Source organism: Streptomyces sp. SX-6, from assembly GCF_059089585.1.
Window position 1 is genome coordinate 44,635 of record NZ_JBTHHU010000009.1, and the last position, 16,710, is coordinate 61,344.

Annotated in this window: 16 protein-coding genes and 5 tRNA genes; 13 read left to right on the top strand and 8 right to left on the bottom strand. The window is 70.3% G+C overall.

Annotated elements, in window-relative coordinates:
• Positions 1 to 11 precede the first annotated feature (11 nt).
• The 4 genes from ACV530_RS13540 to ACV530_RS13555 are packed head-to-tail and all read left to right on the top strand — an operon-like array spanning position 12 to position 1,387.
• Positions 12 to 248 carry a hypothetical protein gene (locus tag ACV530_RS13540; RefSeq protein ID WP_494332848.1) on the top strand — a complete coding sequence of 79 codons (237 nt, stop codon included), beginning with the start codon at positions 12 to 14 and terminating at the stop codon, positions 246 to 248.
• A complete protein-coding gene (locus tag ACV530_RS13545; RefSeq protein ID WP_494332841.1) occupies positions 182 to 655 on the top strand; it encodes a winged helix-turn-helix domain-containing protein in 474 nt (157 codons plus the stop codon). Before ACV530_RS13540 ends, ACV530_RS13545 begins: the two co-directional genes overlap by 67 nt.
• 25 nt (positions 656 to 680) lie before the next feature.
• On the top strand, positions 681 to 1,013 hold the full coding sequence (locus tag ACV530_RS13550) for a hypothetical protein (RefSeq protein ID WP_494332657.1): 333 nt from the start codon (positions 681 to 683) through the stop codon (positions 1,011 to 1,013).
• The gene (locus ACV530_RS13555) at positions 1,010 to 1,387 is read left to right on the top strand and encodes a VOC family protein (RefSeq protein WP_494332658.1); all 378 of its coding nucleotides are present in this window, start codon (positions 1,010 to 1,012) and stop codon (positions 1,385 to 1,387) included. The genes ACV530_RS13550 and ACV530_RS13555 overlap by 4 nt, the downstream gene beginning before the upstream one ends.
• Here ACV530_RS13555 and ACV530_RS13560 read toward each other — a convergent pair.
• Entirely contained in the window at positions 1,339 to 2,553 is a 1,215-nt protein-coding gene (locus ACV530_RS13560; protein WP_494332659.1) for an MFS transporter, read from the bottom strand. The two genes, ACV530_RS13555 and ACV530_RS13560, sit on opposite strands and share 49 nt — an antisense overlap.
• 169 nt (positions 2,554 to 2,722) lie before the next feature.
• A complete protein-coding gene (locus ACV530_RS13565) occupies positions 2,723 to 3,154 on the bottom strand; it encodes a hypothetical protein (RefSeq protein ID WP_494332660.1) in 432 nt (143 codons plus the stop codon).
• Positions 3,155 to 3,927: 773 nt separating this feature from the next.
• On the opposite strand from ACV530_RS13565, the gene ACV530_RS13570 reads away from it, so the two are divergent.
• Positions 3,928 to 4,278, top strand: a complete 351-nt coding sequence (locus ACV530_RS13570; RefSeq protein ID WP_494332661.1) for a hypothetical protein — start codon at positions 3,928 to 3,930, stop codon at positions 4,276 to 4,278.
• A 154-nt stretch (positions 4,279 to 4,432) separates the two neighbouring features.
• Here ACV530_RS13570 and ACV530_RS13575 read toward each other — a convergent pair.
• From ACV530_RS13575 to ACV530_RS13590, 4 genes are all read right to left on the bottom strand, one after another.
• A tRNA-Lys gene (locus tag ACV530_RS13575) sits at positions 4,433 to 4,505 on the bottom strand.
• Between the two features lie 117 nt (positions 4,506 to 4,622).
• Positions 4,623 to 6,755 (bottom strand): DEAD/DEAH box helicase, encoded by a 2,133-nt coding sequence (locus tag ACV530_RS13580; protein WP_494332662.1) that lies wholly within the window; start codon positions 6,753 to 6,755, stop codon positions 4,623 to 4,625.
• 249 nt (positions 6,756 to 7,004) lie between these two features.
• On the bottom strand, positions 7,005 to 7,496 hold the full coding sequence (locus ACV530_RS13585; protein WP_494332663.1) for a hypothetical protein: 492 nt from the start codon (positions 7,494 to 7,496) through the stop codon (positions 7,005 to 7,007).
• Between the two features lie 94 nt (positions 7,497 to 7,590).
• On the bottom strand, positions 7,591 to 7,941 hold the full coding sequence (locus tag ACV530_RS13590; RefSeq protein WP_494332664.1) for a metallopeptidase family protein: 351 nt from the start codon (positions 7,939 to 7,941) through the stop codon (positions 7,591 to 7,593).
• A gap of 140 nt (positions 7,942 to 8,081) precedes the next feature.
• Here ACV530_RS13590 and ACV530_RS13595 point away from each other — a divergent pair.
• The 6 genes from ACV530_RS13595 (at position 8,082) to ACV530_RS13620 (ending at position 12,953) form a co-directional block, all read left to right on the top strand.
• Positions 8,082 to 8,154 (top strand) — tRNA-Glu (locus tag ACV530_RS13595).
• A gap of 37 nt (positions 8,155 to 8,191) precedes the next feature.
• Positions 8,192 to 8,266, top strand: a tRNA-Asp gene (locus ACV530_RS13600).
• Positions 8,267 to 8,289: 23 nt separating this feature from the next.
• Positions 8,290 to 8,363 (top strand) — tRNA-Phe (locus ACV530_RS13605).
• A gap of 105 nt (positions 8,364 to 8,468) precedes the next feature.
• Positions 8,469 to 12,440, top strand: coding sequence for an ATP-dependent RNA helicase HrpA (hrpA, locus tag ACV530_RS13610; protein WP_494332665.1), 3,972 nt, complete (start codon positions 8,469 to 8,471; stop codon positions 12,438 to 12,440).
• A gap of 82 nt (positions 12,441 to 12,522) precedes the next feature.
• Positions 12,523 to 12,597: transfer RNA gene (locus ACV530_RS13615), tRNA-Asp, on the top strand.
• A 107-nt stretch (positions 12,598 to 12,704) separates the two neighbouring features.
• Positions 12,705 to 12,953, top strand: a complete 249-nt coding sequence (locus ACV530_RS13620; RefSeq protein WP_494332666.1) for a DUF6274 family protein — start codon at positions 12,705 to 12,707, stop codon at positions 12,951 to 12,953.
• A 415-nt stretch (positions 12,954 to 13,368) separates the two neighbouring features.
• Here the strand turns inward: ACV530_RS13620 and bldC are convergent, their stop codons facing one another.
• Both bldC and ACV530_RS13630 read right to left on the bottom strand, forming a co-directional pair.
• Positions 13,369 to 13,575: a developmental transcriptional regulator BldC gene (gene bldC, locus ACV530_RS13625; protein ID WP_003949541.1), complete on the bottom strand. Its 207-nt coding sequence runs from the start codon at positions 13,573 to 13,575 to the stop codon at positions 13,369 to 13,371.
• A gap of 415 nt (positions 13,576 to 13,990) precedes the next feature.
• Positions 13,991 to 14,830, bottom strand: coding sequence for a DUF8083 family protein (locus ACV530_RS13630; protein ID WP_494332667.1), 840 nt, complete (start codon positions 14,828 to 14,830; stop codon positions 13,991 to 13,993).
• A 172-nt stretch (positions 14,831 to 15,002) separates the two neighbouring features.
• Here ACV530_RS13630 and ACV530_RS13635 point away from each other — a divergent pair, with 172 nt between their 5' ends.
• Positions 15,003 to 16,136: a Leu/Phe/Val dehydrogenase gene (locus ACV530_RS13635; protein ID WP_494332668.1), complete on the top strand. Its 1,134-nt coding sequence runs from the start codon at positions 15,003 to 15,005 to the stop codon at positions 16,134 to 16,136.
• Between the two features lie 318 nt (positions 16,137 to 16,454).
• On the top strand, positions 16,455 to 16,709 hold the full coding sequence (locus ACV530_RS13640) for a DUF3073 domain-containing protein (protein ID WP_494332669.1): 255 nt from the start codon (positions 16,455 to 16,457) through the stop codon (positions 16,707 to 16,709).
• The last annotated feature ends 1 nt before the right edge of the window (position 16,710 follow it).

Consider the following 16,710-nt stretch of genomic DNA (forward strand, 5'->3'; position numbering starts at 1 on the left):
GGTGATTTGGCATGTCCGTTTTCGCCCTGCACCCCTTCCACGCACCGACTCGTGGACACGGCGTCATCCGCGCCTTCTTCACCGGCGCCTCCCGTGTCACCGCGCGCCTGGCCGTCGGTGCCCTCGACACCCCCGTCCTGCGCTCGCTCGACGCCCCGGTGCCCGCGCGCCCCCGCGCGCACTGGCACGCCGTCATCGGCGACGACGGCCGGCGCCGCCTCGAGGCCGCCTGGCACCCGGAGAACTGACCCCCGACTCCCCGTACTCCCCCGGTACATCAAGGAGCCCTGCCATGACCCTGCACTACGCCCGGACCGCCCTCCGGCACTGCATAGAGCCCGCTTCCGCCAAGTCCCTGCCCAGAGGGATCGTCATCAGCCACGAGCGGCGCCACGTCTCCGTCGACGACCGCGAACTCCAGCTCACCTTCATGGAGTTCGAGCTCCTCTCGCACATGGTCGCCCGTCCGCTCCAGGTCCACACCCGGCGCCAGCTGCTGACCTCCGTATGGGGTCCGGGCCCCGTGAGCGGCGGGCGTACCGTGGACGTCCACATCGCCCGGCTGCGCAGCAAGCTAGGACCGCGTTACCGAGGCGTCATCACGACTGTCCGCCAGGTCGGTTACGCCTACGATCCGTCCAAGGCCACCGCCTGAGCCGTCCGACCGAGGAGGTCCGTCCATGCGCTTCGTCCCCCTGACCCGTGTACGGGCTGCACGGCTCAAGAAGGCCGACGCCCCGCCCGTGCGCGCCACCCTGCACGCCCTGTGCGACAGCGCCGCCGAAGCCAAGGTGCGCGCCCTGTGCATCCTCACCCTGACCACGACCGGCGCCCACCTGCTCGCCTTCGACAGCACCCCGCAGCAGGACGGCGCGGTGCTCGTGCGGCTGACCCTCCAGCTGGACGGACTGTCGTCCGTACCGCTGGAGGAGCTGGTCGCCCAGCTGTCCCACGACGCCGGAGTGCGCGAGCTGCGCTGGCGTATCGATGACAGAGAGAAGGCCGCGGCATGAGCACGGAGTTCGGTTTCGTCGCACTGCACCACGTCCAGCTGTCGATACCCCCGGGCAGCGAGGACCAGTGCCGCGCCTTCTGGGGCGAGGTGCTCGGCATGACGGAGCTGGAGAAGCCCCCGGTCCTCGCGAAGCGGGGCGGCTGCTGGTTCCGCGGCGGCGGTGTGGAGGTCCACCTGGGCGTCGAGCGGAGCTTCACCCCCGCCGAGAAGGCCCATCCGGGCATCCAGGTCCGTTCCGTGCACGCCCTGGCCGAGCGGCTGTCGGCGGCCGGGCACGAGGTGTTCTGGGACGACAACTTCCCGGGCTACCAGCGCTTCCACACCTACGACAAGCTGGGCAACCGGCTGGAGTTCCTGGAGCCGTTGTCCTGATCCCCGGCCCACCACCCCAGCAGCGCCGCAGCCGACAGCAACAACCCGGCCCCCACGAACGCCATCGCGGGGGCCGCGTCCACGACCACCGGCAGCAGCAGCATCCCGGCCATGCCCGACGCGCGGACGACCGTCTGCTCCGTCGTCAACAGGCGCAGCCGGACGGCCGGTTCGAACCGTGACATGTGCGCGCGCAGCGTGACCATGGTGACGGGGAACAGCAGCCCCCCGGCCACGCACAGGGCCACCACCGTGGTGAGCGAACCGGCGACCCCGAGCCCGGCCAGGAACAGCCCGGAGACCGCCCACGCCGCGCAGTAGGTGTTCAACCACGGCCAGCGCCGGGGAAGTCGGAGGGTCAGCAGGTTGCCCGCCAGCGCGCCGACCGCCGTCGCGGCGAGGGTGAGGCCGTACCCGGCGGCGCCCTGGCCCAGCCGGACGGCGAGCAGGGGCGGCAGGCCCACGGCGGAGACCGCGGAGGTGAACTGCGCCACGCCGTGCACGGCGATGGCGATGGCCGTCCGCCGGTGCTCGCGCAGCAGGGGCAGGACGGGCACGGGCTCCGGCCGCCGCGCCGCCGGCGGGACGGAGAAGCGCCGGCCGAGCCAGCCGAGCGCGGCGGCGGAGACGGCGAAGGTGAGCCCGTCGACGGCGAACAGCTGGATCTCCGAGACCAGGAGCAGCAGACCGCCCACGCCGCCCTGGCCCAGGATCGCCGCGATGCGCGTGGTGAGGTCGAACAGGCCGCTCACCCGCTGGACGTCCGTCACGGCCGCGAGCCGCGGGATCAGCGCCCCGAGGTTGGGGTCGAAGAGCGCGCCGAGGGTGCCGAGCAGGACGACGAGGCCGAGGAGCGTGGCGAAACCGGCGAGGTCCGGCGACCAGAGCAGCGGTACGGCCACGGCCACCGCGGCCCTGGCGGCATCCACCCGGGCCAGGGCGCGCCAGCGCGCGAAGCGGCCGATGACCGGACCGACGCTGCCGAGGACGAGGTACGGGGCCGACTCGGCGACGGAGACCAGGCCCATGAGGGAGGCCGATCCGGTCGCCTCGTACACGACCCACATGGTGGCCAGCGCGTACAGCCGGTCCCCCAGCACCGACAAGGTCATCGACAGCCACAGCACCCGCACCGGCCTGTGGCGGAGCAGCCGTATGTACCCCATGACGGGTGGATCTCCAGGTGTTGCGGGGGCGGGTCCGCCACCCTAGGGCGGGCCCCGACGGCCATCTCCGGCATATGCCCCCGTACCCGACCCGCGACCACCCGCACGGGAAAGCGGTGGCCAACACCCTTGCGGAGCAGGGACGTTGCGCCACCGCTCGTACGGGTGGTCAGTTCACCCAGACCGTGACCTTCCACGGGAGCACGACCTGGGGGCAGAGGTATCCGGGGTCGGGTATGCAGCGCTCGTAGGAACTGATCTCCGACGTGCCGGGGCCGATGGCCTCGAAGGTGGCGTACGCGTTGCCACCCAGGGTGGTGCCACCGTTGATCTGGTCCAGCACGGCCGGATACTCGGCCCACGGCTTGCTCCAGGCCCAGGTCGCGCTCTCGGTCCGCGAGCCCGTGAGCTCGACCCTGATCACCTCTCCGCGCCGGACGGACAGCACCTGCCCGTCGTCGGCGTTGGTGAGCAGGACGTCCTTGACGGTCACCGTGCGGTGCATGTCCGGCGCCGCGTACGCCACTGTGGGCGCCACCGCCGCGGCGGTCAGCGCGAGCCCCAGGGCGAGCGGTACGGCGAACGACTTGGCGATCCTCATCATCCCCACCTCGTCTCTCCGTGGATCCCCCGGCATTACTACCGCCACCCCACCGCCTCCCGACACCCTCAATTCACGCCAGTCGGAGCCCCGTCAGGACGTCGGTGTGCGGATGCCTGCCCTACCGCTACCTTGAAAAGCGGGTGTCCCGCCCCCAGGTCGAGTGGGGGCGGGACACGCTCATGCGGAGCGGCTCTGCTTACCTGTGGCCCGAGCGGTGCATCTTCTGGGCATGGTGCGAGTGCTGCGCCCCCTGCGAGTGCTGCGGGCCGTGCCCGTGCTGCATTCGGTGCCCGTTCTGCTGCTCTCCCCGGCGACCGTGATGCTCGGATCCGCCGTGACCCGGCGTGTTCGCGGAGACGGCCCCCGAGGCGTGGGCCGGCACGGTGAATCCCGCCAGTATCCCGGCCGCTGCCAGAGGTGCTATCGCGGCGATGCGCAGCTTCGAACGCATGGTGGTCCCCCTCGGGACTACGGGTTTTCGGAGTCCGAGCGTTGCCGGCTACAGCCCCAGTGCACACCAGGCGTATCTCCCGGTGACTCGGTGAGCCGGCGGCCCAAATGTTTGCGGGCGTGTCCCAAGTCCCGCAATCGAACAACTACTTCGCGCGGTTGCGCAGTCGCCGGTTCGCGACTTGCACATCCTTCCACCGGGGGATTCGGGGCGGATTCCCCTTCAGCGCCTGCCCCTCGGCGCGAGGATCCTCCGCGTAGCAACTGGCGCCCCTGGGGCTTCACATGGCCCAGGGGCACCCTGAACAAGGAGGATTGCCATGACACATGAACTCACGCGCCGTGTTGTCGGTGTGGCCGTCTCGGCGGTCATGCTGTCCGGTGTCGCCGGGGTGGCGGGCGGGCAGGCATTCGCCGCCGCGGCCGGGCACCACCCGGTCCACTACCCGGTCCACCGCGTCGAGGACCACGGCAAGAAGAAGGAGGACCACTCCTGGGACCGCGGGGTGGACAAGAAGAAGGACAAGTGGGACAGCAAGCACCGTTGTTGGACGCGGTGGGACGCCGAATCCCGCAGCTGGGCCAAGTGGGACGACAAGCACCGCTGCTGGTCGCGCTCCCACCAGGGGCACATGCAGAAGTGGGACGCCAAGCGCCACGGCTGGAAGTGACCCCTTCTTGAGCGGGGCCGCTGATCCCGGTCTCCCCGGCCGGGTGAGGCGGCCCCTCGGGGGCGGACCGCCGGTTCAGGGGACATGAGGCGGCCCTCTTCGCCGTTACAGCGAGGGCCGCGGCCCGGCAACGCCGGTCCGCGGCCCTCCGCGGTAGGCCGTGTGGGACTCGAACCCACAACCAATGGATTAAAAGTCCACTGCTCTGCCAATTGAGCTAACGGCCCGCACCCCGAAGCATAACCTGGCGCATCGCCGTACCCGGGAGAGTTTCGCCGAGAGCCGCTGACGCACGAAGCCCGCACGGCGCAGGTGCGCCGTGCGGGCTTCGTTCAGATCAGCTGTCAGCCGTTGCGCTTCCAGCGGGGCTTGTCGGCGCGGCGGTCGAAGGACGAACCGGCACCGCGGTGGTCGTCACGGCGGCCGTACGGACGGTCGCCGCCACCGGAGCGGAAGCCGCCGGAGGGACGGTCGTCGCGACGGTCGCGGTTGAACGGACGGTCACCGCCGCCGGAGCGGAAGCCGCCGGAGGGGCGGTCGTCACGGCGGAAGCCACCGGAGGGGCGGTCGTCGCGACGGAAGCCACCGGAGGGACGGTCGTCACGACGCTCGTCACGGCGGAACCCGCCGGAGGGGCGGTCATCGCGACGGAAGCCACCGGAGGGACGGTCGTCGCGGCGGAAGCCACCCTGACGGTCGTCACGGCGGTCGTCGCGGCGGAAACCGCCGGAGGAGCGGTCGTCACGACGGTCGTCACGACGGAACCCGCCACGGTCGCCACCACGGTCGTCACGGCGCTCGTCGCGGCGGAAACCACCCTGGCGGTCGTCACGACGCTCCTCGCGGCGGAAGCCACCACGGTCGCCGCCACGGTCGTCGCGGCGGAAACCGCCCGAGCGGCGCTCGAAGTTGCCCCGGTCGTCACGGCGCTCGTGCGCGGGCTCGGCCTGCGCCGGCACGGCGGCAGCGGCCTCTTCCTCGGCGGCCTCGGCAGCTGCCTCCTCCGCGGCGGCGGCGACAGCGGCCTCCGGGTCCTCACCGCGCTCGCGGGCGGCACGCGCCAGCAGGCGGTCGGCCTCCTCGCGGAGCTCGGTCGCTCGGCGCGTCGCACGCTCCACCTGACGGTTCAGGTCGGCCAGTTCGCGCTCGGCCTGCTTGGCGGCGTTGGTGGCGGAGTCGGCCTGGACCTCGGTGAGCGAGCGGGCGCCGGTGATCCGGGCCACGTCCTCGTCGAACGCGCCGGCACCGCCGACCATGTGGCGCGAGGCGTCGACGCCCGCGTCCTCCATCAGGCGGAAGATCTGGCGGCGCTGGTGCGGCAGCGCCAGCGAGACGACCGTGCCGGACTGGCCGGCACGGGCCGTACGGCCGGAGCGGTGCAGGTAGTCCTTGTGGTCACCGGCGGGGTCCACGTTGAGGACCAGGTCGATGCCGTCGACGTGGATGCCGCGCGCGGCGACGTCGGTGGCGACCAGGACGTTGACGCGGCCGCCCTTGAAGTCCTCCAGGACGCGGGTACGGGCGCCCTGGGTCATGCCGCCGTGCAGCGCGTCCGCGCGCACACCGGCGTCGAGCAGCTGCTCGGCGACGCGGTCGGCGCCCATCTGGGTGCGGACGAAGATGATCGTGCGGCCCTTGCGGGCGGCGATGGCGGCGGTGACCGGCGCCTTGTCCTTCGGCTTCACGACGAGGACGTGGTGGGTCATGGTGGTGACGGCACCGGCCGACGGGTCGACCTCGTGCGTGATCGGGTCGACCAGGTAGCGCTTGACCAGGGTGTCGATCTCGTTCTCGAGCGTCGCGGAGAACAGCAGGCGCTGGCCGCCGGTCGGCACCTGGTCGAGGATCTCGGTGACCTCGGGCAGGAAGCCCATGTCGGCCATCTGGTCGGCCTCGTCGAGGACGGTGACCTGGACCTTGTCGAGCGAGGCGGCGCCGCGGTCGATGATGTCGCGCAGACGGCCCGGGGTGGCGACGAGGATGTCGACGCCGCGCTCCAGGGCGTAGATCTGGTTGCCCATGGACGTACCGCCGCAGACGACCTTCATCTTCAGGCCGAGCACGTCGCCGTACGGCTGGAGGGCGTCGGCGACCTGCATCGCCAGCTCACGGGTCGGGGTGAGGATCAGGCCACGGGGGCGCTTCTTCTCGGTGTGGCCGCCGGCCAGCGTGGTCAGCAGCGGCAGACCGAAGGAGAGGGTCTTGCCGGAGCCGGTGCGGCCACGGCCGAGGATGTCCTTGCCGGCCAGGGCGTCCGGGATGGTCGCCGCCTGGATCGGGAAGGGGGTCGTCACACCGTTCTGGGCGAGCTTGCGGACGATCGCGTCGTCCAGGCCCAGGTCGCCGAAGGTGATCGTCGGCTCGTCCGCCGTCTCGATCTCGGTGACGGCGGCGTCGGTCTCGACGGCCTCGACAGTCTCAACGGCCTCGTCGGCCTCGGGCAGGACAGTCTGCTCAGTGGAAGTGGAAATGGACATGCGAAATGCGAAACCTTCCGGAGTTTCGGCACGCGCCCAAGCTCCGTGTCGGCTTTCACAAATGACCGCCTCGATGCGGTCAGCCACGGCAAGGTAAGGAACGCGCCTCTGCGGCGCGCTTCGATCAGGCGCCGGGCAAATGGGATCAAACGATCTACCACCATACGCACTCTCCGCCCTTCCGTGCAACCCCGCCGGTCAGCGGCCTGTGAGAGGCCTGCGAGCGATCTGCAAGCGATCCACGAGCGCCTATGTGGGCCCCGACCGCTCCGACGGGGGCCGGGACGCCGGTGACGAGGTCGGGGCGGGCGGCGCGGAGGTGGGCGGCGGGGCCGGGGTGCTCGGCGCCCGGGTGACGGGCGGCGAGGTGGCGGGCGGCCGGGTCGTGGCCGGGCCGGCGGGCGACTTCGACGGCGACCCCGGCCTGCCGGGCCGCGCGGGCGGGGGCGATACGTCCGGCGCGTCGTCGGACGGTGCGGCGGACGGGCTCCCTCCGTGCGCCCCCTTCGCCGACGGGCTCCCGCTCACGCCGCGCCCCACCCTGGCCTCCATCCGCCCCGGCCGCACCCCGGACACCGGCTCCCCACCGTCCGGCTCGGAGCCCGTGTCGCGCCGCTTGTCCGACGCGGAGGGCGCCGGACGGCCGGGGTCACCGACGCTCATGCACCCGCCGAGTGCCAGGGTCGCCGCGGCCACGGCGGCGAAACGGGTGACCGCCGCGCGGAGCGGGATCGCGTGCATGAGGGACCGCCTTCGTCTTGCAGGGAGACAGCTCCCTGCCCAACTGACCCCGCCCCGCCCAGGACACGCGCGTACCGCGCGCATCGGCCACGTCCTAGCCGTAGCCCAGTGCGTGGAGCCGTTGGTCGTCGATCCCGAAGTGATGGGCGATCTCGTGAACGACCGTCACCTCGACTTCCCCGACGACCTCTTCGCGCGTCGCGCACATCCGCAGCGTGGGACCCCGGTAGACCGTGATCCGGTCCGGCAGCACGCCCGCGTACCACTCGCCGCGCTCGGTCAGCGGCGTTCCCTCGTAGAGCCCGAGCAGCTCCGGGCGGTCCGCCGGGGGCTCGTCCTCCACGAACACCGCGACGTTGTCCATGAGCCGTGTCAGCTCCGGCGGGATCCGGTCCAGCGACTCGGCGACCAGTTCCTCGAACTCCTCGCGCGTCATCTCCAGCACGGTGGCCATTCTGCGGCACCGGAACGCTCCGCGCCGGGCCGCCCGTACTGCCTGCGGCAAACCGTTTTGGCGTTCTCTCCCTGCATCCCATATGCTTCTCACGTCCCCGAGGCGCTGCGAAGCGGCAAGGTGGGCCATCAGCCCTCATCGTCTAGTGGCCCAGGACGCCGCCCTTTCAAGGCGGTAGCACGGGTTCGAATCCCGTTGGGGGCACGCAATACCTGTGCGAGACTGGTTCTCGCACATGCTTGGTCCTGTGGAGCAGTTTGGAGTGCTCGCCACCCTGTCAAGGTGGAGGCCGCGGGTTCAAATCCCGTCAGGACCGCTGCGGTTTCTTGCAGACCGCGTGGCTGGGTAGCTCAGTTGGTACGAGCGTCCGCCTGAAAAGCGGAAGGTCGCCGGTTCGACCCCGGCCCCAGCCACAGCCCGAAGGCCCCGATCCCCGGATCGGGGCCTTCGTCGTTCCTCGCACCCCACAGGGAAATGGTTCGCCGGTCCGGCGGAGCGGGTGCGATCCTGGACTTCGTATGTCTACGCAGCCTGCCGCCCCCGCCCTTGCCGACCTCTCCGGACGCCTGCCCGAGCTGATGCTGCGCGATCAGCAGCGGCTGGGCCGGCGTCTCGACGGCGCACGCCGTATCAGCAAGCCCGCAGCACGCGCGGCCGTGCTGTCAGAGATCGCCGACGGGATCGCGGAGGCGGAGCTCCGGGTCGAGCGGCGCCGCGCGGCCGTGCCCGTGATCGGCTACCCCGAGCAGCTGCCGGTGAGCCAGAAGAAGGACGACATCCTCGAGGCGATCCGCGACCACCAGGTCGTGATCGTCGCGGGTGAGACCGGCTCCGGCAAGACCACCCAGATCCCCAAGATCTGCATGGAGCTCGGCCGCGGCATCAAGGGCCTGATCGGCCACACCCAGCCCCGCCGGATCGCCGCCCGCACGGTCGCGGAGCGCGTCGCCGAGGAGCTGCGGACGCCGCTGGGCGAGGCGGTCGGCTGGAAGGTCCGCTTCACCGACCAGGTCGGCGGCGAGACCATGGTCAAGCTGATGACCGACGGCATCCTGCTCGCCGAGATCCAGACGGACCGCGAGCTGCGCCAGTACGACACGATCATCATCGACGAGGCGCACGAGCGCAGCCTCAACATCGACTTCATCCTGGGCTACCTCGCCCAGCTGCTCCCCCGCCGCCCCGACCTCAAGGTCGTCATCACCTCGGCCACGATCGACCCGGAGCGCTTCTCCCGGCACTTCGGCGACGCGCCGATCATCGAGGTCAGCGGGCGCACGTACCCGGTGGAGGTGCGCTACCGGCCGCTGCTGGAGGAGGGCGGGGACGACGCCGACCGCGACCAGGTCACCGCGATCTGCGACGCGGTGGACGAGCTCGCGCGCGAGGGCGACGGCGACGTCCTGGTCTTCCTCTCCGGCGAGCGGGAGATCCGCGACACGGCGGACGCGCTGGAGAAGAAGAAGCTGCGCTTCACGGAGATCCTGCCGCTGTACGCCCGCCTCTCGCACGCCGAGCAGCACCGGGTCTTCCAGCGGCACACCGGCCGCCGCATCGTGCTCGCCACGAACGTCGCCGAGACGTCCCTGACCGTCCCCGGCATCCGGTACGTCATCGACCCCGGCTTCGCGCGCATCTCGCGCTACAGCCACCGCACCAAGGTCCAGCGGCTGCCGATCGAGCCGGTCAGCCAGGCCAGCGCCAACCAGCGCAAGGGCCGTTGCGGCCGTACGAGCGACGGCATCTGTATCCGCCTGTACTCGGAGGAGGACTTCCTCGCCCGCCCGGAGTTCACGGACGCGGAGATCCTCCGGACGAACCTGGCCTCCGTCATCCTGCAGATGACCGCCGCCGGGCTCGGCGACATCGAGAAGTTCCCCTTCATCGACCCGCCGGACCGGCGCAACATCAAGGACGGCGTCGACCTCCTCCAGGAGCTCGGGGCCGTCGACCCCGCGCAGAAGGACCCGAAGAAGCGGCTCACCCCGCTCGGCCGGAAGCTCGCGCAGCTCCCCGTGGACCCGCGCCTCGCGCGCATGGTCCTCGAGGCCGACCGCAATGGCTGTGTCCGCGAGGTCATGGTGATCGCCGCCGCGCTGTCCATCCAGGACCCGCGCGAGCGTCCCTCGGACAAGCAGCAGCAGGCCGACCAGCAGCACGCCCGCTTCAAGGACGAGACGAGCGACTTCCTCGCCTTCCTGAACCTGTGGCGCTATGTGCGCGAGCAGCAGAAGGCGCTGTCGTCGTCCGCGTTCCGCCGCATGTGCAAGTCGGAGTTCCTGAACTATCTGCGCATACGCGAGTGGCAGGACATCTACACCCAGCTGCGCACCGTCGCGAAGACGATGGGCATCCACTTCGCCGAGGAGGACGCGGCCCCGGAGCGCGTGCACCAGTCGCTGCTCGCGGGTCTGCTGTCGCATCTTGGGCTCAAGAACGCCGGGGGGGAGGGCGGGAAAGACACAGCGAAGAACGAATATCTCGGCGCGCGCAGTGCCAAGTTCGCGGTCTTCCCCGGTTCCGCTCTCTTCAAGAAGCCCCCGCGCTGGGTGATGTCCGCCGAGCTGGTCGAGACCTCGCGGCTGTGGGCGCGCGTCAACGCCCGTATCGAGCCGGAGTGGATCGAGCCGCTCGCCCAGCACCTGGTGAAGCGTTCCTACAGCGAGCCGCACTGGGAGCAGAAGCAGGCGGCCGTGATGGCGTACGAGCGGGTGACGCTGTACGGCGTGCCGGTCGTGGCCCAGCGGAAGGTCAATTACGGCCGGATCGACCCGGAGACCAGCCGCGAGCTGTTCATCCGCAACGCCCTTGTCGAGGGCGACTGGCGCACGCAGCACCAGTTCTTCCACGACAATCGCAAACTGCTCGGCGAGGTCGAGGAGTTGGAGCACCGCGCCCGCCGCCGCGACATCCTCGTGGACGACGAGACGCTGTTCGACTTCTACGATCAGCGACTGCCCGAACACGTCGTGTCAGGTGCGCACTTCGACTCGTGGTGGAAGCACAAGCGGCGCGAAGAGCCGGAGTTGCTCAATTTCGAGCACTCCATGCTCATCAACGAGAACGCGGAGGCGGTCACCAAGGACGACTACCCGGACTCCTGGCGGCAGGGCCGGCTGAAGTTCAAGGTGACGTACCAGTTCGAGCCGGGTGCGGACGCGGACGGCGTGACCGTCCACATTCCGCTCCAGGTACTCAACCAGGTCACGTCCGAGGGCTTCGACTGGCAGATCCCCGGCCTGCGCGAGGGCCTGGTGACGGAGCTGATCCGCTCGCTGCCGAAGCCGATCCGCCGCAACTGCGTACCGGCGCCGGACTACGCCGCGCGGTTCCTCGACGGCGTGGTGCCCCTCCAGGGGCCGCTGACGTCCGCCATGGCGCGCGAGCTGCAGCGGATGACGAGCGTACGGATGGAGGCCGAGGACTTCGACCTCGCCAGGGTCCCGGACCATCTGAAGATCACCTTCAGGGTCGTCGACGAGCGCAAGCGGAAGATCGCCGAGGACAAGGACCTCGAGGCGCTGCGGATCCGGCTCAAGCCGAAGACACAGGCCGCGATCACCAAGGCCTTCGAGAAGGCCGCCGAGTCCTCCCCCGGCGCCGCCGCCGCGGGCCCCGAGCAGCGCTCCGGGCTGACCCGGTGGACGATCGGCGCGCTGCCGCGCACCTTCGAGACCCGGCGTGCGGGCCAGCCGGTCAAGGCGTACCCGGCGCTGGTCGACGAGGGCTCGTCGGCCGCCGTACGGCTCTTCGACACCGAGCCGGAGCAGCGCGAGGCGATGTGGCGCGGCACACGCCGGCTGATCCTGCTCAACCTGCCGTCCAACCCGGCGAAGTTCGCCCAGGACAAGCTCGGCAACCAGCAGAAGCTCGCCCTCTCCCGCAATCCGCACGGCTCGATCCAGGCCCTCTTCGAGGACTGCGTCGCGGGCGCCGCGGACAAGCTGATCGCCGCGCACGGCGGGGTCGTCTGGGACGAGGAGTCCTTCCGCAAGCTCTTCGACGCGGTGCGGGCCGACATCACGGACGTGACGCTCGACACGATCCGCAAGGTGCAGGAGGTGCTGGCCGCCTGGCAGGCGTGCGAACGACGGCTGAAAACCGTCACCAGCCCGGTCCTCGTCTCCTCCGTCGCGGACGTCCGGGAGCAGCTGGCGGAGCTGATCAAGCCCGGCTTCGTGACCGCCCACGGGGTGCGCAGGCTCCCCGACCTCCTGCGCTATCTGGTGGCCGTCGACCGCCGGCTGACCCAGCTGCCCACGAACGCCGAGCGGGACCGTGCGCGGCTGGCGAAGGTCAAGGAGATGCAGGACGAGTACGCGTGGCTGCTGGAGCAGTTCCCCGCGGGCCGTCCGGTGCCGCAGGAGGCCCGGGAGGTCCGCTGGATGATCGAGGAGCTCCGCGTGAGCTACTTCGCGCACGCGCTGGGCACCGCGTACCCGGTCTCGGACAAGCGGATCGTGAAGGCAATCGACCGCCTCGCGCCCTGACCTGGAGATCGAGTTCGACCGCACCCCCTGACCTGCTGTAGAGTCCTGTCTCGCAGCACCGCGCAAGCGGAGCGCGAAGCAAGGTCCTGTGGAGCAGTTTGGAGTGCTCGCCACCCTGTCAAGGTGGAGGCCGCGGGTTCAAATCCCGTCAGGACCGCACTGTTTGAAGAGGCCCGGATCCCCCAGGATCCGGGCCTCTTCATTGCGTTCCCTTGACTCGGACACGTGCCACAGGTACTCAGTCAGTGGGAGGTGCTGCGCCCGATGACGACCACCAGTCGCGCCGACGCGATCCGGCACGAGACGAGGGCACTGTTGCGGGCCCACCTCTCGGCCGCCGCCGGCTACCGGCATCTGACCAGGCACTGCCCCGTCTGCCACCGGCTCCTGCGGCTCGTACAGGAGTCCGCGGCGGCGGAGGCCCCCGCGGCCCGGCAGGAGGGCCTGGACGCCGCCCTGGCGCCCGAGAGCGGCCGTTCCGCACGCCGGGACGAAAGTCCCGCCGCGTGGTGACCAACGGCGGCCCCCGGAACGGCAGTCGGCTGACAGCCTGGGAGCCGCACGGTCTCTATCGCAGCTACGCGCGGAGCAACAAGCACGCCTCGCTGTGACGGGAGTCACCGAAAAAGCTTCCGAAGTGTCGGAACTCGCGCCTTGTCCGTCAACGGTCAATTTAATATGTGCAATTGCACCGACTGTTCAACCAACTCCCAAAGCCCTCAAGACGGACACGGGCACGGACGGGCGTGCGCGGGCACAAAAAGATCGCGCTGGACCCGGCGGAGTCCAGCGCGATCGACGACTCGCCCAGCGTCTGGGCATGGATCCCCTTGGGGGCAGGCATCCGTCGTTGGTGTATCAGGTGGAGCTTGGGGGTTGGGCGGTCACCGGGTTGGGGGCCCCGGAAAACGCCCGGTCATGCGGTCGTTCAGGCCTCGCTGCGCTGCTGCGGAATGCCCGCCAGCAGGGCACGGACCTCCGCCTCTCGGTAGCGGCGGTGCCCTCCGAGCGTACGGATCGACGTGAGCTTGCCTGCCTTGGCCCACCGCGTGACCGTCTTCGGGTCCACGCGGAACATCGTGGCAACCTCAGCCGGGGTCAGCAGCGGCTCGGCATCAGGGGTGCGAGCGGTCATGAGCGGCCTCCTCGGGAGAACCGAGTTCAGGATCGGTTCTTTCCTCTAAATTCTGCACCTTGACCCACGTTGCCCGAAATGGCAGACGCGGGCCGAGTCGGTTATAGGACGAACGGCTTGTCCTCGGCACTACAACTACACCATCTGTCCAGCCACGTCGGCCAAACCGACGGAATTGCCCTCTCAGGTGTTCAACCTCAACGGAAGCCGATGGACCATGTCATAGCGGACAGTCACGACACCGTGACGATCAGTCACAGCAGGACCGTCACCGGGACGGAACGGACGGAAGGAGCCCTTCCCGGACTCCTTGTCCTATTTTGCCACGAGGCCGGGCGATGGGCGCAAGACCTGACGTAAGTGCGTTAGATCACGGTTGCTCCATTGGTCTGGATCAGGACCTAGGTCCTTCACGTCAGTTGGCGAACTGACGGTCCCGCACGGCCCGCCAGCGCTCCGTGAGCCGCTCGTACGCCTCGCCCGCCCGCGCACCGTCACCGGCCCGCAGGGCGGCCAGCCCCTCCGCGGTGTCGGCCGCGGAACGGTCGTCGGCGAGCTGTGCTTCCGGAACCATATGCACCAGACCGCCGTAGTCCAGCTCCACCAGGGACCGGGGATGGAACTCTTCCAGCCATCGTCCGACGTCCACCAGACCGTCGATCAGCGGCCCTTCCTCGACGGAGTCCCGCAGCGTGCGCAGCCCCCGCGCGACCCGGCGGCGGGCCTGCACCATCGCGGTGCGGTAGCGCAGGACGAGGCCCTCCCCCTCGGCCTTGCCGTACTCGCGCTCCTCGTCGGAGAAGAGGACGAACCAGCGCAGCGGCACCTGCCAGGTCGCGGTCCTGATCCACGGCCGGGCGTCGGGGTTGCGCTCCAGCCAGTGCGCGTAGTCGGCCTCGGCCTGACGGCGCACCACCGGCGGCAGCGCCGCGTCGAGCACCGGCGGGGCGAAGCGCTCGGGGAGTTCCTCCAGCGCCAGCCAGCCGCGCAGCCTGGTGCGCCAGGGACAGACGCAGACGACGCCGTCCACGACCGCCACGAAGGCGTCACCGCTCTCGTGCACCGGCACGGGGACGGGCGGAGTGGGCAGCAAGTCGGCCAGTGAGCGGCGCAGTTCGTCCTGTGCGGTGGGCAGGGACGTGCGGCGCGCGTAGCCGGCCCAGTGCGTGCGTTCGGGCTCGGGGAAGGCCCCCAGGGGTTCATAGACCCGAAGATATGCCGCGTACGGGACGGTCACCGACGACGCCAGGCCCACGCTCGCTCCCTCAAGCCGCTGCCAACCCGTTCAACCGTCCAAATCGTCCCACGGCGGCCGAGCACGGGAGGGTGATCCTCGGCACCGGACCGGTGCGACGGCCCGCGAAGCCCTACGCTCTTGCCCAACCGGGCCCTCCACCACCCCCGGAGGGCGAACCTCCGCGAGACATATGGGAGTCACCACCGTGACTGACGTACGTCCCACCACGGGCACCGAGAACGTGCTCCACACCCTGTTCGAGTCGGACCTCGGCGGCCATGAACAAGTCGTGCTCTGCCAGGACCGCGAGAGCGGGCTGAAGGCCGTCATCGCCGTCCATTCCACCGCCCTGGGCCCCGCCCTCGGCGGTACGCGCTTCCATCCCTACGCCTCGGAGGACGAGGCCGTCCGGGACGCGCTCAACCTCTCGCGCGGCATGTCGTACAAGAACGCCCTCGCCGGCCTCGCGCACGGCGGCGGAAAGGCCGTGATCATCGGCGATCCCGATGAGATCAAGACCGAACAACTCCTGCTCGCCTACGGCCGGTTCGTGGCCTCGCTCGGTGGCCGTTATGTCACCGCCTGCGATGTCGGCACCTACGTCGCGGACATGGACGTCGTCGCCCGCGAGTGCCGCTGGACCACCGGGCGCTCGCCCGGGAACGGCGGCGCCGGCGACTCCTCCGTGCTCACCGCCTTCGGCGTCTTCCAGGGCATGCGGGCGGCGGCACAGACACGGTGGGGCGAACCGACGCTGCGCGGCCGCCGGGTCGGCATCGCGGGGGTCGGCAAGGTGGGCCACCACCTCGTCGAGCACCTCCTCGAGGACGGCGCCGAGGTCGTGGTCACCGATGTGCGAGCGGCCGCCGTCGAGCGGATCACCGCCCGTCACCCGCAGGTCGGCACCGTGCCGGACACGGAGGCGCTGATCCGCACCCCGCTGGACGTCTACGCCCCCTGTGCCCTGGGCGGCGCGCTGGACGACGGCACCGTGGCCGCCCTCACCGCCGGCATCGTGTGCGGCGCGGCCAACAACCAGCTCGCCCATCCCGGGGTCGAGAAGGACCTCGCCGACCGGGGCGTCCTCTACGCCCCGGACTATGTGGTGAACGCCGGTGGTGTGATCCAGGTCGCGGAGGAGCTGCACGGTTTCGACTTCGACCGGGCGAAGAAAAAGGCCGCCGGGATCTTTGACACAACTTTGGCCATATTCGATCGGGCGCGTAGAGACGGCATTCCGCCCGCGGCGGCGGCCGACCGGCTCGCCGAGCAGCGCATGGCCGAGGCCCGGCCTGCCGCCGTACCGCGGCAGGCACGTCGCTAGGCGATCTGGTGGACGGAACCCGCACAGCGGTCCCCACAGACACGCCGCCCGGGGTGGCAAAGCGAGAGATCCCTCACCACCCCTCGGCGGGTCGCCGCGAAGAAGCGGTTAAAATCGCAGCTGACCAGCGAGGACGGAGCTCCCCGCCGGTTGTGCTCCGGGGCACGTCATGCGGGCGACGTACCGTATGGCCGCGGAAGCAGGTACCGTTGAAGTCCTACAGGTCGGATCCCTCAGCGGGGGTCCGCTCTGACCATGATCGTGAACGCGTGTCAAGACTCTGGGGCCGTCGAGCCCCGTCAATGAGGGGGTCGAGCCATGGGGCGCGGCCGGGCTAAGGCCAAGCAGACAAAGGTCGCCCGCCAGCTGAAGTACAGCAGCGGCGGGACCGATCTCTCACGTCTGGCCGACGAGCTGGGCGCATCGCCGACGAAGCAGCCGCCGGAGAGCGAGCCGCCAGTCGATGAGCCGGATGACGACCCGTACGCCCAGTACGCGGCGCGTTACAACGACGATGACGACGAGGACGAGCACAGCCCGTCCGATCAGTCCGCATATCGTCGCCGCGCTTGAC

Bases quoted from the DNA above. Each gene is read 5' to 3' on its own strand.
- ACV530_RS13585 (WP_494332663.1), bottom strand. From the start codon at position 7,496: ATGCACGCGATCCCGCTCCGCGCGGCGGTCACCCGTTTCGCCGCCGTG.
- ACV530_RS13635 (WP_494332668.1), top strand. From the start codon at position 15,003: ATGGGAGTCACCACCGTGACTGACGTACGTCCCACCACGGGCACCGAG.
- ACV530_RS13570 (WP_494332661.1), top strand. From the start codon at position 3,928: ATGACACATGAACTCACGCGCCGTGTTGTCGGTGTGGCCGTCTCGGCG.
- ACV530_RS13555 (WP_494332658.1), top strand. From the start codon at position 1,010: ATGAGCACGGAGTTCGGTTTCGTCGCACTGCACCACGTCCAGCTGTCG.
- ACV530_RS13560 (WP_494332659.1), bottom strand. From the start codon at position 2,553: ATGGGGTACATACGGCTGCTCCGCCACAGGCCGGTGCGGGTGCTGTGG.
- hrpA (WP_494332665.1), top strand. From the start codon at position 8,469: ATGTCTACGCAGCCTGCCGCCCCCGCCCTTGCCGACCTCTCCGGACGC.
- ACV530_RS13640 (WP_494332669.1), top strand. From the start codon at position 16,455: ATGGGGCGCGGCCGGGCTAAGGCCAAGCAGACAAAGGTCGCCCGCCAG.
- ACV530_RS13620 (WP_494332666.1), top strand. From the start codon at position 12,705: ATGACGACCACCAGTCGCGCCGACGCGATCCGGCACGAGACGAGGGCA.
- ACV530_RS13540 (WP_494332848.1), top strand. From the start codon at position 12: ATGTCCGTTTTCGCCCTGCACCCCTTCCACGCACCGACTCGTGGACAC.
- bldC (WP_003949541.1), bottom strand. From the start codon at position 13,575: ATGACCGCTCGCACCCCTGATGCCGAGCCGCTGCTGACCCCGGCTGAG.
- ACV530_RS13565 (WP_494332660.1), bottom strand. From the start codon at position 3,154: ATGAGGATCGCCAAGTCGTTCGCCGTACCGCTCGCCCTGGGGCTCGCG.
- ACV530_RS13580 (WP_494332662.1), bottom strand. From the start codon at position 6,755: ATGTCCATTTCCACTTCCACTGAGCAGACTGTCCTGCCCGAGGCCGAC.
- ACV530_RS13550 (WP_494332657.1), top strand. From the start codon at position 681: ATGCGCTTCGTCCCCCTGACCCGTGTACGGGCTGCACGGCTCAAGAAG.